Origin of the sequence: Micromonospora sp. NPDC049089, from assembly GCF_040648775.1 — a bacterium.
Lineage (GTDB): Bacteria > Actinomycetota > Actinomycetes > Mycobacteriales > Micromonosporaceae > Micromonospora.
In genome coordinates, this window is sequence record NZ_JBEZEH010000195.1 from 1 (window position 1) to 14,013 (window position 14,013).

At 72.6% G+C, this 14,013-nt stretch carries 15 protein-coding genes; 6 read left to right on the forward strand and 9 right to left on the reverse strand.

What is annotated here, in order from left to right; all coding sequences use genetic code 11:
- Positions 1-101: 101 nt before the first annotated feature.
- Together AB0B48_RS26715 and AB0B48_RS26720 are read right to left on the reverse strand one after the other, a co-directional pair.
- A complete protein-coding gene (locus AB0B48_RS26715) occupies positions 102-656 on the reverse strand; it encodes a hypothetical protein (RefSeq protein WP_357206320.1) in 555 nt (184 codons plus the stop codon).
- A 135-nt stretch (positions 657-791) separates the two neighbouring features.
- A complete protein-coding gene (locus AB0B48_RS26720) occupies positions 792-2,246 on the reverse strand; it encodes a glycoside hydrolase family 3 N-terminal domain-containing protein (RefSeq protein WP_357206322.1) in 1,455 nt (484 codons plus the stop codon).
- A gap of 168 nt (positions 2,247-2,414) precedes the next feature.
- Between AB0B48_RS26720 and AB0B48_RS26725 the strand changes: the two genes are divergently transcribed.
- Complete coding sequence (locus AB0B48_RS26725) at positions 2,415-3,590, forward strand: ROK family transcriptional regulator (protein WP_357206324.1); 1,176 nt, start codon at positions 2,415-2,417, stop codon at positions 3,588-3,590.
- A 124-nt stretch (positions 3,591-3,714) separates the two neighbouring features.
- Here AB0B48_RS26725 and AB0B48_RS26730 read toward each other — a convergent pair whose 3' ends face one another.
- Entirely contained in the window at positions 3,715-4,728 is a 1,014-nt protein-coding gene (locus AB0B48_RS26730) for an ABC transporter permease subunit (RefSeq protein WP_357206326.1), read from the reverse strand.
- On the reverse strand, positions 4,725-5,723 hold the full coding sequence (locus tag AB0B48_RS26735) for an ATP-binding cassette domain-containing protein (protein WP_357206328.1): 999 nt from the start codon (positions 5,721-5,723) through the stop codon (positions 4,725-4,727). The genes AB0B48_RS26730 and AB0B48_RS26735 overlap by 4 nt, the downstream gene beginning before the upstream one ends.
- A gap of 119 nt (positions 5,724-5,842) precedes the next feature.
- Here AB0B48_RS26735 and AB0B48_RS26740 point away from each other — a divergent pair, with 119 nt between their 5' ends.
- Both AB0B48_RS26740 and AB0B48_RS26745 read left to right on the forward strand, forming a co-directional pair.
- A complete protein-coding gene (locus AB0B48_RS26740) occupies positions 5,843-6,643 on the forward strand; it encodes an ABC transporter ATP-binding protein (RefSeq protein WP_357206330.1) in 801 nt (266 codons plus the stop codon).
- A gap of 23 nt (positions 6,644-6,666) precedes the next feature.
- Positions 6,667-7,563 carry a ribokinase gene (locus AB0B48_RS26745; protein WP_357206332.1) on the forward strand — a complete coding sequence of 299 codons (897 nt, stop codon included), beginning with the start codon at positions 6,667-6,669 and terminating at the stop codon, positions 7,561-7,563.
- A 43-nt stretch (positions 7,564-7,606) separates the two neighbouring features.
- Here AB0B48_RS26745 and ftrA read toward each other — a convergent pair whose 3' ends face one another.
- On the reverse strand, positions 7,607-8,638 hold the full coding sequence (gene ftrA, locus AB0B48_RS26750) for a transcriptional regulator FtrA (RefSeq protein WP_357206333.1): 1,032 nt from the start codon (positions 8,636-8,638) through the stop codon (positions 7,607-7,609).
- 70 nt (positions 8,639-8,708) lie between these two features.
- On the opposite strand from ftrA, the gene AB0B48_RS26755 reads away from it, so the two are divergent.
- Entirely contained in the window at positions 8,709-9,167 is a 459-nt protein-coding gene (locus tag AB0B48_RS26755; protein WP_357206335.1) for a rhodanese-like domain-containing protein, read from the forward strand.
- 24 nt (positions 9,168-9,191) lie between these two features.
- Here AB0B48_RS26755 and AB0B48_RS26760 read toward each other — a convergent pair whose 3' ends face one another.
- The 4 genes from AB0B48_RS26760 to AB0B48_RS26775 form a co-directional block, all read right to left on the reverse strand.
- On the reverse strand, positions 9,192-9,920 hold the full coding sequence (locus AB0B48_RS26760; protein WP_357206337.1) for a hypothetical protein: 729 nt from the start codon (positions 9,918-9,920) through the stop codon (positions 9,192-9,194).
- A gap of 47 nt (positions 9,921-9,967) precedes the next feature.
- Positions 9,968-10,357 (reverse strand): hypothetical protein, encoded by a 390-nt coding sequence (locus AB0B48_RS26765; RefSeq protein ID WP_357206339.1) that lies wholly within the window; start codon positions 10,355-10,357, stop codon positions 9,968-9,970.
- Positions 10,354-10,836: a DUF6232 family protein gene (locus tag AB0B48_RS26770; protein ID WP_357206341.1), complete on the reverse strand. Its 483-nt coding sequence runs from the start codon at positions 10,834-10,836 to the stop codon at positions 10,354-10,356. Before AB0B48_RS26770 ends, AB0B48_RS26765 begins: the two co-directional genes overlap by 4 nt.
- Positions 10,837-10,933: 97 nt before the next feature.
- Positions 10,934-11,413 (reverse strand): DUF6232 family protein, encoded by a 480-nt coding sequence (locus tag AB0B48_RS26775; RefSeq protein ID WP_355005365.1) that lies wholly within the window; start codon positions 11,411-11,413, stop codon positions 10,934-10,936.
- Between the two features lie 98 nt (positions 11,414-11,511).
- Here AB0B48_RS26775 and AB0B48_RS26780 point away from each other — a divergent pair, with 98 nt between their 5' ends.
- Both AB0B48_RS26780 and AB0B48_RS26785 read left to right on the forward strand, forming a co-directional pair.
- Positions 11,512-12,285, forward strand: coding sequence for an enoyl-CoA hydratase-related protein (locus tag AB0B48_RS26780; protein ID WP_357206343.1), 774 nt, complete (start codon positions 11,512-11,514; stop codon positions 12,283-12,285).
- Positions 12,286-12,367: 82 nt separating this feature from the next.
- Positions 12,368-13,990 carry an acetolactate synthase gene (locus AB0B48_RS26785; protein ID WP_357206345.1) on the forward strand — a complete coding sequence of 541 codons (1,623 nt, stop codon included), beginning with the start codon at positions 12,368-12,370 and terminating at the stop codon, positions 13,988-13,990.
- Positions 13,991-14,013 lie beyond the last annotated feature (23 nt).

A 14,013-nucleotide genomic window follows, 5' to 3' on the forward strand; every position in this document is an offset into this window, starting at 1 on the left:
CCGGCCGGCGGCGTCCAACAGCACGCCCACCCCCCGCACCCCACCCCCCCCGCGCCCGGGGGGATCCGGGAGCCGACCGCCGCCACCGGTCGGGGGCGCGGTCATCGGGCTTGTGGGTTGTTCGTCGGGCCGACGCCCGGTTGCGGGCCAGCCGGCGGGGGTCCTGCCGGGTGTGCACCGGTCGGCTGTGGTCCGCCCGGGTACGCGCCGACCAACTGCGATCCGGGAGGGGCGGACGGCATGGGGAGTCGGCCGATCGGGGCGAGCGGGGGGTGGGTGGCGAGTTGGCGGAGTCGGTTCCGGCGGTAGCGGCCGAGCGCGAAGACGTTGAAGAAGTGCAGCGCGCCGAGCACCAGCAGCACCAAGCCGATCTTGAGAGACAGCTCCTCCATGGCCTGGCTGGTCGAATCGACCGGGTCGGGGTGCTTCATCGCCACCGTGACGTAGCCGAGGTTGAGCAGGTAGAAGCCGACCACCAGGAGGCTGTTGACGGCCCGGGCGAGTCGTTCCTCGGCGAACACCTCCTCCAGGAAGACCTGCCCGTTGCGGGACAGTGCTCGAGCCACCCAGATGGTCAGGCCGACGCTGACCGCGAGGTAGATCACGTACATCCAGACCTTGATGTCCATGTGGACGCCCTTCTTGAACGTGTTCAACTACCGACGTCATCAGACTAGGGCCGATGTTGAACATGTTCAAGAAGTGGCGACCAGTGACTGTGGACACTTCGGTGCGGTGCCGGAGCGCGCCATCCGGCCGAGCTTTTCAGCCCGGCCGGAGAGCGCCGTGGCTCAGCCGGCCAGGCCGAGCACCTCGGCCGCCGCGCGACCGTTGGCGTGGCTCGCGCCGTAGGTGGTAACGAAGGCGCGGACGCCAACGGGCCGCCACTGTGCCGGCCAGCCCATCTCCACCACTGTCACGGGGTGCTGGGCCGCCAGGTCGGCGATCAGGTCCGGGCCGCCGGGCAGCCGGTGCAGGTGTCGTCCGACCAGGACGATGGGACGGTCGCCCGCCAGTCCGCGCAGCGTGGCCGGGTCGGTTTCGGTGGCGATCACCCGGATCTCCGACACCCCGTCCAGGTGCGGACCGAGGCCCCACGGAACCCGCCCCTCGGCGATCGTCGACTCGGTGTGCAGTTGCACCACAAGTGGCTGGTCCAGGCCGGTGAGCAGGCCGTCCACCCGGACCGCTCGGCGCGCTGCCGCGTACCCCAGCTCGGTGTCGCCGGTGACCGGTGACCCGCTGGCGGCCCGGGTCCAGGCGGCGAGATTGGCGGCGCGGCCGGCCGCCTCCTCGACCCGCGGCCTCGCCAGCCGGCCGTCGGCGAGCGCGTCGACGATCTCGGCGGCCACCCGCTCGACCAGCTCGGCGTCGACCTTCGCGCCGATGCAGAGCAGGTCGGCGCCCGCGCTCAGGGCCCGGACCGCAGCCGGCCCGACCCCACCGGCCGCCACCGCGGCACCCTTCATCTCCAGCGCGTCGGTGATGACGGTGCCGGTGAAGCCGTACTCGGTGCGCAACAGGTCGACCAGGACGGCTCGGCTGAAGGTGGCCGGGTCGGCGCCGGTGAGCGCCGGAACCCGGATGTGGGCGGTCATCACGGCGCGCGCCCCGGCGGCGACGATGGCCGCGAACGGCGGCAGGTCCCGCTGGCGGAGCAGGCTCAGCGGAGCATCCACTGTGGGCAGTTCGTGGTGGGAGTCGGTGACAGTGGCACCGTGCCCGGGGAAGTGCTTGGCGCAGGCGGCCACGCCGGCGGCCTGCAACCCGGCCACGGCGGCGGCCGAGTGGGCGGCCACCCGCACCGGATCCGCGCCGAAGGACCGGGTGCCGATCACCGGGTTGTCGTCGGCGGTGTTGACGTCGACAGTGGGGGCGAGGTTGACGGTGATGCCGAGCGCTGCCAGTTCGGCGCCGATCGACTGGTAGACCCGTCGGGTGAGGGCCACGTCGCCGATCGCACCCAGGGCGGCGTTGCCGGGGTACGGGCTGCCGGTGGCGTGCGCCAGCCGGGTCACGTCGCCACCCTCCTCGTCGATCGCGATCAGCGCGTCGGGTCGACCGGTGCGCAGTGCGGCGGTGCTCGCCGCCACCTGCGCGGGGTCGTGCACGTTGGTGCCGAACAGGGTGTGCCCGGCCAGCCCGTCGGCCAGTAGGTCGACCGCCCAGTCCGGCGGAACCGGTCCCGGGTACGCGGCCAGCAGCGTGCCCAACGCCAGCCGGCGCAGTCCTGGATCCAACCCCACGTGTTTCCCCCTTCGGTGCCCCCGCGGGTACGAAACGTCGTACCGGTGGTGGTCGTGGCCCTGCCGACTCGGCCGAGCGTCCCACCGTCGGGTGACCGTTACGCTACGGCTACCCGTTCGCAGGTCGGTTTACAGTTAGCAAAGTTTACTAAAACTAGAGGACGTGTCATGAGTGCGACCCGGCTGCCCGGCACCCCCCGTCTGTTGCGGGCGCTCAACGACCGTGCCGCGCTGGAACTGCTCCTCGAACGCGGCCCGCTGACCCGGGCTCGACTCGGCGAGCTGACCGGTCTGTCGAAGGTCACCGCCTCGCAACTTGTCGAGCGGTTGGAGGAGCGCGGCCTCGTCGCGCGGGTCGGCGAGCAGGCCGGCGGGCGGGGGCCGAACGCCCAGCTCTACGCCGTCCGCCCGAGCAGCGCGCACGTCGTCGGCGTGGACGTCGGGCCGGACCGGGTGGTGGCCGCGTGCGCCGACATCACCGGCGCGGTCATCGGCCGGGTGGAGCAGTCGACCCGGGACACCGACGACCCGGTGGGCGTGGTGCACAACGCCGTCGTGCAGGCGGCGAGCAGCGCCCAGGCGCAGCTGAGCAGCGTACGACGGATCGTGCTCGGCACACCGGGCCTGGTCGACCCCGGCACCGGCGACATCACCTTCGCCTTCAACCTGCCGCGCTGGCACAGCGGTCTGCTCGCCGCGTTGCGGGACGACCTGCACACACCTGTGGTCTTCGAGAACGACGTCAACCTGGCCGCCGTGGCCGAGGCGCAGTCCGGCGCGGCGCGGGGGCTGTCGGACTTCGTGCTGGTCTGGGTGGGCGCCGGCGTCGGCCTGGCGATCATGCTGGGCGGGCGGTTGCACCACGGCAGCAGCGGTGCCGCTGGCGAGATCGGCTACCTTCCGGTGCCCGGCGCGCCCATCCCGCGCGACGTCTCGCGTCGCGCCAAGCCGGCCTTCCAGCAGCTGATCGGTGCGGACTCGGTGCGCGCGGTGGCCCGCGAGCACGGCTACCCGGACGCCGACGCCGCCGAGGCGGTCCGCGCGGCCGTCGCGGCCGGCGCTGACGGCGGCCCGATGCTCGACGAACTGGCCCGTCGGCTCGCGCTCGGCGTGGCCAGCACCTGCGTGGTGCTGGACCCGCCGCTGGTCGTGCTCGCCGGCGAGGTGGGCCAGGCCGGTGGCGCGGCGCTCGCCGACCGGGTGCAGCAGGAGGTCGCCGCGATCACCCTGGTCCAGCCACGAGTGGTGCCGACCGGGTTGACCGAGGAGCCGATCCTGCACGGCGCGCTGCGCACCGCCCTGAACGCCGTACGCGACGAGGTGTTCGGCTCCACCGTCGGCTGAGCCCGCTGCGGCGGTCATGTGAAGGAATATTTCACCGCACGCCCGCAGCTTGCAAGCTCCTGCCAGGCGTCGGCTCGGCCGTTCCGTCGGGCCGCCCGGACCGGGGCGACCCGACGGCCTCGACTCAGATCAGGTCGCGGCGACGGAACACGGCGAACGCCGCCGCGGTCAGACCGCCGGTGATCGCCAGCAGCACCAACAGCGCCGGCAGCCAGGTCACCGTGTAGAAACCGTCGCAGTAGGGGAGTTGGCCGCTGCCCCGGCAGACCTGTTCGTCATAGAACCGCGCCTCGCCGTTGAGCCACGCCCCGATGTGACTGGACAGCATGAACAGGTCCGACTTCCGCGCGTCGATGATCTCCAGGACCACTCGGCCACCCAACTCCCAGACCACCGCGTACGCGGCGAGCGCGCCGAGCGCCGCGGACGTGTGCCGACCCAGCGTGGCGATCGCGAAGCCCAGCGCGGAGGCCAGCAGCACCAGCACCAGGCCACGGCCGTGCACCGCGCCGAGTGAGCGCCAGAAGTCGCCGTCCAGCCGGCCCGGCAACCCGAAAGCCTGCCCGATCACCCAGAACGTGGCGAGATAGACCACCGACGCCAGCAGGGCCAGGACCAGCACCGCGCCGAGCAGGGTGCCCAGCTTGGTCGCGAGCACCGTCAACCGGCGCGGTCGCCAGAGCAGCAGGTTCACCACCCCGCCCGAGGTCAGGTCCGCGCCGATGTAGGAGGCGCCGACCAGGAACCCGAACAACACCAGGAACGCGATGAGGAAGTACAGCAGCGGTTCGGCCTGCTCGGCGAAGGTGAACACACCCGGCAGGAAGTCGGCGGCGATCGGCAGCCGGTCCTGCCGGATCGGGTCGATCTCGGAGCAGTCGCTGGGGAAGTACCTGTCCGAATCGGAGGTCGAGGTGCCGTCCTGGCGGGCCAGGCACTCCTGGTGGGTGGCCTCCAGGTCACGCCGCGCCTCGGCGGCCTGCGTCCGCGCCGAGTTCAACTCACTGACGCTCGGTTTGTGGGAGCCGGCAAGGGTGGTCGCCGCCGTGACGGCGAACGCCAACGCCAACAGGACGACCATGAGCTGCACGAAGCGACGCGCGGACAGTCGCTCCAACTCGGCACGCACCAGGTTCACGCGTCCACTCCCCGATCGAGGTCGATCACAGCTTCGTCCTGCGGCAGCGCCGGGTCGCCGACCTGCCGGGGCACCGACGGATGCTCGTACGCCCCGGTCAGCTCCAGGAAGACGCTCTCCAGATCCGGCCGCAGCGGCGTCAGCTCGCCCACCCACAGACCCTGCTCACCGAGCACCCGGCTGATCGCCGTCGGGTCGCTCACCCCGCTCACCACCAACGCTCCGCCGTCCAGCACCGCCGTCAGGTCGGCCGCGTGCAGCAGCTCGACGGCCCGCTCCGGTTCGGCCACCCGGACCAGGAACTCGTGCCGGTCGTGGCCCGCCAGCACCTCGTCCACCCGACCGGTCGCGACCCGCCGCCCCCGGGAGATGATCGTGACGTGGTCGCAGATCAGCTGGATCTCGCCCAGGATGTGACTGGACACCAGCACTGTCACCCCGTTGGCCGCCAGCGACCGCATCAGGTCCCGCATCTCCCGGATGCCCGCCGGGTCCAGCCCGTTCGCCGGCTCGTCCAGGATGAGCAGACGCGGGTCCTTCAACAGCGCGGACGCCACCGCCAGACGCTGCTTCATGCCCAGCGAGTAGCCCTTCACCCGCTCATCGCCCCGGTCGTGCAGGCCCACCAGATCCAGCACCTCGTCCACCCGCGAGACCGGCACACCACCGGCGCGGGCCAACAGCCGCAGCGTCCGGTAGCCGGTGAAGTTGCCGAAGAACTGCGGGCTCTCCACGATGGCGCCGACCTGACCCGCCACCCGGGGCAGCAACTCCGGCGACGGTTCGCCGAGCACCATCATTCGGCCGCTGTCGGCGCGTACCAGCCCGAGCAGGGCCCGCAGGGTGGTGGTCTTGCCCGAGCCGTTGGGGCCCAGGAAGCCGTGGACCTGGCCCGCCTCGACCAGCAGGTCGAACCCGTCCACCGCCACCCGTCGGCCGCTGCGCAGGCTGCGGAAGCTCTTGCGTAGACCCTCGATCTCGATGACCGCGCTCATCTGCGCAGCTCCGTACGTCGGCTGGGCATGGGTCGTCCTTCGGGCTTGGTGATCAATGACACGGCGCTTCACCCTATGGCTGAGGTGCCGCCCATGGGGGGCACCCCGGCGCTGCGTGGTTGGATGGTGCGGTGAACCCGGATCTGGTGGTCAGCCTCGACGGCGTCGGCGTGCGCCGCTCCGGCACCGCCCTCCTCGAGGACCTGACCTGGCGTGTCGAGTTGGACGAGCGGTGGGTCGTCCTCGGCTCCAACGGCGCCGGCAAGACCACACTGCTCAACCTTGCCGCCGGTCGCCTGCACCCCACCACTGGTGTCGCGCACGTGCTCGGCGAGCGGATCGGCCGCACCGACGTCAACGAGCTGCGTACCCGGATCGGGCTCACCACCGCCGCGATCGCCGAGCGGCTGCCCGCCGACGAGCGGGTCAGCGACGTGGTGGTGACCGCCGCCTGGTCGGTGGTCGGCCGTTGGCGGGAGAACTACGACCGTGGCGACGAGGCGCGGGCGCGGGCACTACTGAGTCAACTCGGCGTCGGTGGTCTCGCCGAACGCCGCTACGGCACTCTCTCCGAGGGTGAGCGCAAGCGGGTGCAGATCGCCCGTGCCCTGATGACCGACCCGGAGCTGCTGCTGCTCGACGAGCCCGCCGCCGGGCTCGACCTGGGCGGTCGGGAAGACCTGGTCGCCCGACTGGCCGAGCTGGCGTACGACCCGGACGCCCCGGCGATGGTGCTGGTCACCCACCACGTCGAGGAGATCCCGCCCGGGTTCACCCACGCGATGCTCCTGCGCGAGGGCGGGGTGGTCGCCCAGGGCCTGCTCGCCGAGACGCTGACCGGTGACAACCTCTCCAAGACCTTCGGGCTGCCACTCGTCGTCGAGCGGTCGGGCGACCGCTTCACCGCCCGCGCCGCCTGATCGCCGGACAGGCGGAGACGGCCGTGCCGCAGACCCGGATCGCCGTGGTGGGCAGCGCCAACATGGACCTGGTCGCGATGGCACCCGCGCTGCCTCGTCAGGGCGAGACCATGCTCGGCACCGACTTCGTGATGGTGCCCGGCGGCAAGGGCGCCAACCAGGCCGTGGCCGCGGCCCGCGCCGGCGCCTCCTGTGCCTTCCTCGGCGCGATCGGCTCGGACGCTTTCGGCGTCACCCTCAAGGCCCGCATCACAGCGGCCGGTGTGGACACCAGTCAGCTTCGCGTGGTCTACGGCACCTCGGGAGTGGCGCTGGTCATGGTCAACGCCCAGGGGGACAACGCCATCGTGGTCACCCCCGGCGCGAACGACGCCCTGGTCGGCCTCAGCGAGGAGGAGCTGACCACCGTCCGTACGGCGGACGTCCTGGTCGCGCAACTGGAGATCCCGGTGCAGACCGTGACTGCCGCCGCGGTGGCCGCCCGCGAGGCCGGCACCAGGGTCATCCTGAACGCCGCCCCGGCGCGGGACCTCCCACCCGAGCTGCTCGCCGCCGTGGACCTGCTGGTCGTCAACGAGGGCGAGGCGCAGGCGCTCGCCGGCCGGGGTCGGGAGGAGCCGCGCGCGCTGCTCGACCTGACTCCCCGGGCCGTGCTCACTCTCGGCGGGGAGGGCGCCTGGTACGTCGACCGGGACGGCACCGAGGTGCACGTGCCGGCGGTACGGGTCGACGTGGTCGACTCCACCGCCGCCGGTGACGCGTTCACCGCCGCGCTGGCCGTCGGCTGGGGCGAAGGGCGCGACCTGGTCGACGCGGTGCGCTGGGCGTCGGCGGCCGGCGCTGCCTGCGTCCGCAAGCTCGGCGCCTCGGTGGCGCTGCCGCAACGCGCCGAGATCGACGAGCTGTACGCGCCGGCCTGACCCCGTTGCTCGCGCACCGAGCCGGCCCGACGGTCGCGGCGTGTCACGCCCGCTCGCCGACGCCGGTGCGAAAGGCCCGGCGGTACGCCGACGGTGAGGTCAGCATGACCCGGCCGAAGTGGTGGCGGTAGGTCGCCGGGGTGTCGAAGCCCACGGCGCGGGCGACCTGCTCGACAGCGGCGTCGGTCTCCTCCAGCAGTGCCAGGCTGGCGCGGACCCGCTGCTCGACCAGCCAACGGATCGGGCTGGTGCCGGTGGCTCGGGCGAAATGCCGCAGGTACGTGCGGGACGACATGTGCGCCCGGTCGGCGAGCTGGGCGACGCTCAGCGGCTCGGCGAGGTGGGCGAGTGCCCAGTCGAGGCTGACCGCGATCCGGTCGTCGGCCGGGTCGGCGGGCACCGGCGCCTCGACGAACTGGGCCTGCCCGCCGTCGCGGTGCGGCGGGATCACCAGTCGTCGGGCGACCGCGTTGGCGATCGCCGCGCCGTGATCACGCCGGATCACGTGTACGCAGAGGTCCAGCCCGGCTGCGCTGCCGGCACTGGTGAGCAGGTCGCCGTCATCGAGGTAGAGCACGTCCGGGTCCACCTCGACCAGTGGGTAGCGCCGCGCCAGCAGCTCCGCGTACCGCCAGTGGGTAGTGGCCCGGCGGCCGTCCAGGAGGCCCGCCCCCGCCAGCGCGAACGCGCCCGAGCAGATCGACATGATCCGGGCCCCGCGCCGGTGCGCCTCACCCAGCGCGGTCACCAGCTCGGGCGACGGGTCAGCGGTCACGTCCGGTACGCCGGGCACGATCACCGTCCGCGCCGCCGCCAGCTCGGCCAGGCCGTACGGGGTGTGCAGGCTCGCCCCGCCGACCACCGGCACCGGCCCCGGCCGCTCGGCGCAGACCACGAGGTCGTACCAGTCGACGTCGAATTCGGGCCGGGCCAGTCCGAACACCTCGGTCACGATCCCGGTCTCGAACACCGACATCCCCGGGTACGCGAGCACGGCGACCCGGTGCGCGGCCGCCGGTCGTCGAGGCGCGGGGAGCGGGCGCGGACCGGTCGTGGTGGCCGTCGGGATCGGCATGGCGGGATGTTAGCGCAGGATGTCGTTCCCGCCACTCGTCCCGTGGTCGGGCCCCGGCGAGGATCGGTGCATGACCTTCACCTTCGCCGTTCCGCAGCCCGATCCGGCCACCGCCGCCGCCTGGTTCCGCAATCGGCTCAGCGTCGAGACCGACGTCAGTGATGTGCACGCCGACCTGTCGGCACGTACCCCGGGTCTGGTGGTCGTCGACTCCCGAGGCGCGGCCGCCTGGGCGCAGGGGCACCTCCCCGGCGCGGTGCACCTGCCCACCGCTGAGATCGCGACCCGGGCGGCGGATCTGATCCCGCCGGGGTCGGCGGTCGTGACCTACTGCTGGGGTCCCGGCTGCAACGGCGCGACCCGGGCGGCGCTGGAGTTCGCCCAGCTGGGCCATCCCGTGAAGGAGATGCTCGGCGGGTTCGAATACTGGGTCAGGGAGGGGCTGCCGGTGGTGACGGAGGCCGGGCTGACCCGACGACCGGTCGATGACCTCACCGCGCCCGCCACGACGATCACCTGCGACTGCTGATCCACGGCACGGGCGGGCCGGCGTTCACCCCACCGGCTCGTCGGCGAGCTTCTCGCCGCGGCGGCGCAGCATGCCCAGCCCGGGGATGCCGGCCACGGCGAGCTTGAGGTCACGGGTGACGTCGAGCAGGTCGTGCAGGTCCGGGCCGACCCGGTCCAGCGTGGCCAGGATCGGCAGGATGTCCGCCGTCAGATGCTCCCGGAGCTTGGGCAGCTCGTCGATCAAATGGATCGCAGCGGTGATCTCCTCATGGCTCAGCTCCCCGACGAACCGCTCGGCCATCGGTGCGGCCCGGCGCAGCGCCGGCTCGTACGCCGCCAGCAACTCGGCCGCGGTGGCGGCGGCCTCCGTCGCGGTACCCACAGTGGTGGAGGCGCGGTTCGCGACACGGTCGGCTGCGGCGACCACCGTGGCCGCCGTCCGAGAGACCCGGTCGGCCTCGGCGACCACAGCGGCGGCGGCCGTTGCCACCTCGGTGGCCGTGTCGATGGCGGTGGTCGCGGCGGCGCTGATGACGGCCACCTCGCGAACCGCGCCCTCGGCGTCGGTGAGCACCTGGTCGGTCCGATCCAGGGTCGTCTCGATCCGGTCGACCACGCCGTTGATCCGGGCCAGCAGCTGCTCCACCCCGTCGAGCACGGCGAACGCGCGGGCGGGCACGGCGGCCATCGAGGCGGCCGAGCCGAGCGCCTGGTCGAGGGCGTAGCGGGTCAGACCGACCACCGCAGTCGGGGTGGGGAGGGGAATCGCCATGGGGTCAAGTGTGCGTCGGCCGTGCCACAACCGCCCGTCGGAGCAGGTCAGCGTGACTGTCGACCGGCGGTGTCGGCGCGGGCCACCCGCAGCGCCCACCAGATCAGCGGCACCTGCAACGGCACCCGGCCGTACGCGATGGCCCGCTGTGCCGGGCGTCGGCGCCGCCAGTCCACGGCCATCTTGACGTTCGCCGGTAGGACGGCGACGAAGAGGGCGGCGGCTGCCCGGCCACCGGCCCGCCGGGTGGCCGGGTTCGCGACAGCCGCAGCCACCACCAGTTCGGCGACCCCGCTGGCGTACGTCCAGAAACGGGGCGGTCCGGGCAGCGCACGCGGCACGATCGGGTCGTAGACGCCGGGGCGTACCAGATGGGTGACGCCGGCCGTCGCGAGCAGGCCGGCCAGGGCGACGGCCTCGCGGCGGCGGGTGGTCATCGGTGGTCCCCCTGTTGTTCGACGGCGCGCTGCACGGCCCGGTAGATCTGCCCGAACCGTAGCGCGTCCGGGGTGCGCACCAGCAGGTCCTCCCGGCCGTGGTGCTGCACCCACAACTCGTGCACGTGGCTGCCGCGCTCGTAGGAGCGGTCCAGCCAGCCGAGGGGAATCTCCAGGAACGGTGCCAGCGCGAGCGCCCCCGCCGCGCAGGCGGCCAGGATGATCAGCGCCAGCTGCCAGTTGCCTCGATCCTGAGCCGACCAGGCCAACGACAGCACGCAGACCACGGCGACCAGCGGCGGCAGCGAGAGCAGCAGGACCAGGACACCGCGCCCCAGCACACGGCCGCGTACGGCGAGGGTTTTCTGCCCCCGTGCGTGCCAGACGAACGTCACGTCGGACAGGGCGATCACGTGACCACCCGCCCGGATCGACTCGGAGGTCACCTGCACCGTGTCGTCCCGGTAATAGAGGGTCATCACTAAGCCTAACCACCGGGGGGCAAACCTCGCCGAGTCCGGCCGTGCCCGTGCCCGTGCGGTCCGCCGTGCCCGTGCCTCAAACGGGACAGACTGGCTAGCGGCGCGTGACGGGGTGGGCCGGCTGGCTGTGCTCCACCGCGCGTTGCACCGCCCGGTAGATCTGCCCGAAGCGCAGCGCGTCACCGGTGTGCAGCAGACGCACCGGCTGGCCCCGCCAACGGGCCCAGATCTCCAGTTGGCGGCTGCCCCGGGCGTACGAGCGGTCCAGGTGTTCGAAGAGGAAGTCGGCGACCGGCCCGACGGCCAGGCCGACCAGCACCGACGCGCCGACGATCGCGATCGTCACGGTGGGGGAGCGGTGCAGCCAGACGGCCACGCCGATGCCGAGCACCGCCGCGACCAGCGGGCCGGCGAGCGCAGCGCCGAGCGCGCCCCGCCCCACCAGCACACGCCAGGAGCGGGTGCCCCGGCGGTGCCAGATCATGGTGATGTCGGCCAGCTTGTAGCTGCGACCGTCCACGCGAAGGGTGGTGGAGGTGACCTGCACCGACCTGTCGTCGTAATACGTGATCATGGCTGGACTCCCGCCCACGGGGCTGACACCACACTACTTACCCAAACGAGCCGGGTCGTAAGGTTGGCACGCGACTTCGACGAGGAAGTGAGGGCAGCGTGGGCGAGTTCGTTCGGCTGGAGACCACTGACGGCATCGGCACGATCCGGCTGGAGCGGCCGCCGATGAACGCGCTCAACACCCAGGTGCAGGAGGAGTTGCGCGCCGCTGCGACGGCGGCCACCGCCGATCCCGAGGTCCACGCGGTCATCGTGTACGGCGGGGAGAAGGTCTTCGCCGCCGGCGCCGACATCAAGCAGATGGCTGACATGTCCTACGTGGACATGGCCGACCGGGCGGCGAACCTGTCCAGCGCGCTCGGCGCGATCGCCCGGATCCCCAAGCCGGTGGTCGCCGCGATCACCGGGTACGCCCTCGGTGGCGGCTGTGAGCTGGCGTTGGCCTGTGACTGGCGGATCGTCGCCGAGGACGCCAAGCTCGGCCAGCCGGAGATCAAGCTCGGCATCATCCCGGGTGCCGGCGGCACCCAGCGGCTGGCCCGCCTGGTCGGCCCGGCCCGCGCCAAGGATCTGATCATGACGGGCCGGATGGTCGACGCCGAGGAGGCCCTGCGGATCGGCCTGGCCGACCGGGTGGTCCCGGCCGCCGAGGTCTACGAGGCCGCTGTCGCCTACGTGAAGCCGTACCTGACGGGCCCGGTGCAGGCGCTGCGGGCGGCGAAGCTGGCGGTCGACGGCGGCCTGGACATGGACCTGAACTCGGGCCTCGCCTGGGAGAGCCAGCTCTTCGCGGCGCTGTTCGCCACCGACGACCGGCGCGAGGGCATGGCGGCCTTCGTCGAGAAGCGCAAGCCGGGCTTCACCGGCCGCTGACTATTAGTCGAGAACAGTTCACATTGTTCCTACCGGCCAGTAGCGTGGGGCGTCGGTCACAAGGAACGAAGGGGAGCGGCGGATGACGGAGCGGATCGAGGGTCACGGCGGCGAGTTGGCGCTCGCGGCACTACGCGCGCACGGCGTACGGGAGATGTTCACGCTGTCCGGCGGGCACGTCTTCCCGCTCTACGACGCCGCGTACAAGACCGACTTCCCGATCTACGACGTCCGGCACGAGCAGTCCGCGGTCTTCGCCGCCGAGGCCGTGGCCAAGCTCCAGCGCCGCCCCGGCCTCGCCGTGCTCACCGCAGGGCCCGGTGTCACCAACGGCATCTCCGGCATGACCAGCGCGTTCTTCAACGCCTCGCCGGTGCTGGTGCTCGGCGGGCGTGCGCCCGCGTTCCGCTGGGGCTCGGGCAGCCTCCAGGAGATGGACCACCTGCCGCTGGTCGCCCCGGTCACCAAGCACGCCGAGACGGTGTTCAGCACCGACGACATCCCGCGTGCTGTGGGTGCGGCGCTGAACGCCGCGCTCACCCCGCACCGGGGCCCGGCCTTCCTCGACTTCCCGCTGGAGACGGTCTTCTCGGTCGCGGAGGCCGAGCTGCCCACCGTGACGGGTGTCGACCCGATCGCCCCGGACCCGGAGGAGGTCGGCCGCGCGGCGTTGCTCATCGCCGGGGCGCAGCGGCCGGTCATCATCGCCGGCTCCGACGTGTACGCGGGCGACGCGGTCGCCGCGCTGCGCGAGGCGGCCGAGGCGTTGCAGGTGCCGGTCTTCACCAACGGCATGGGTCGCGGCTCGCTCCCGCCGGAGCACCCGCTGGCGTTCGCCAAGGCCCGACGGGCCGCGCTCTCCGGCGCCGACGTGGTCGTGGTGGTGGGCACTCCGCTGGACTTCCGGCTCAGCTTCGGTGACTTCGGTGACGCCAAGGTGGTGCACATTGTCGACGCCCCCAGCCAGCGGGCGACGCACGTGCAGCCGGCCGCCGCACCCGCCGGTGACCTGCGCCTGATCCTCTCCGCGCTGGCCGATCACTCCGGTGACCGGGCCGACCACTCCGACTGGATCGCCGACCTGCGGGTGGCCGAGGACGCGGCGAAGGCTCGGGACGCCGCGGAGATGGCCGCCGAGACCGACCCGATCCGCCCGGCCCGGATCTACGGCGAGCTGCGTCGGGCGCTCGCCCCGGACGCGATCACCATCGGCGACGGCGGCGACTTCGTGTCGTACGCCGGGCGGTACCTGGAGCCGGCCCAGCCCGGCACGTGGCTGGACCCGGGCCCGTACGGCTGCCTGGGCACCGGCATGGGTTACGCGATGGGGGCCCGGGTCAGCCACCCGGACCGGCAGATCTGCGTGCTGATGGGCGACGGCGCGGCGGGCTTCTCGCTGATGGACGTCGAGTCGCTGGTCCGCCAGAAGCTGCCGGTGGTGATCGTCGTCGGCAACAACGGCATCTGGGGGCTGGAGAAGCACCCGATGCGTGCCATGTACGGCTACGACGTCGCCGCCGACCTCCAGCCGGAGCTGCGGTACGACACGGTGGTCAGCGCGCTCGGCGGTGCGGGGGAGACGGTCGCCAAGGCGGCCGACCTGGGCCCGGCGCTCCAGCGGGCGTTCGACTCCGGAGTGCCGTACCTGGTGAACGTGCTCACCGACCCGACCGACGCGTACCCCCGGTCGTCGAACCTGGCCTGAGTCGCACCCGCCGCCGCCGTCGC

Coding starts and splice junctions, on each gene's coding strand:
- AB0B48_RS26725 (WP_357206324.1), top strand. CDS start 2,415: ATGAGTGCGACCCGGCTGCCCGGCACCCCCCGTCTGTTGCGGGCGCTC.
- AB0B48_RS26735 (WP_357206328.1), bottom strand. CDS start 5,723: ATGAGCGCGGTCATCGAGATCGAGGGTCTACGCAAGAGCTTCCGCAGC.
- ftrA (WP_357206333.1), bottom strand. CDS start 8,638: ATGCCGATCCCGACGGCCACCACGACCGGTCCGCGCCCGCTCCCCGCG.
- AB0B48_RS26755 (WP_357206335.1), top strand. CDS start 8,709: ATGACCTTCACCTTCGCCGTTCCGCAGCCCGATCCGGCCACCGCCGCC.
- AB0B48_RS26760 (WP_357206337.1), bottom strand. CDS start 9,920: ATGGCGATTCCCCTCCCCACCCCGACTGCGGTGGTCGGTCTGACCCGC.
- AB0B48_RS26765 (WP_357206339.1), bottom strand. CDS start 10,357: ATGACCACCCGCCGCCGCGAGGCCGTCGCCCTGGCCGGCCTGCTCGCG.
- AB0B48_RS26770 (WP_357206341.1), bottom strand. CDS start 10,836: ATGACCCTCTATTACCGGGACGACACGGTGCAGGTGACCTCCGAGTCG.
- AB0B48_RS26775 (WP_355005365.1), bottom strand. CDS start 11,413: ATGATCACGTATTACGACGACAGGTCGGTGCAGGTCACCTCCACCACC.
- AB0B48_RS26785 (WP_357206345.1), top strand. CDS start 12,368: ATGACGGAGCGGATCGAGGGTCACGGCGGCGAGTTGGCGCTCGCGGCA.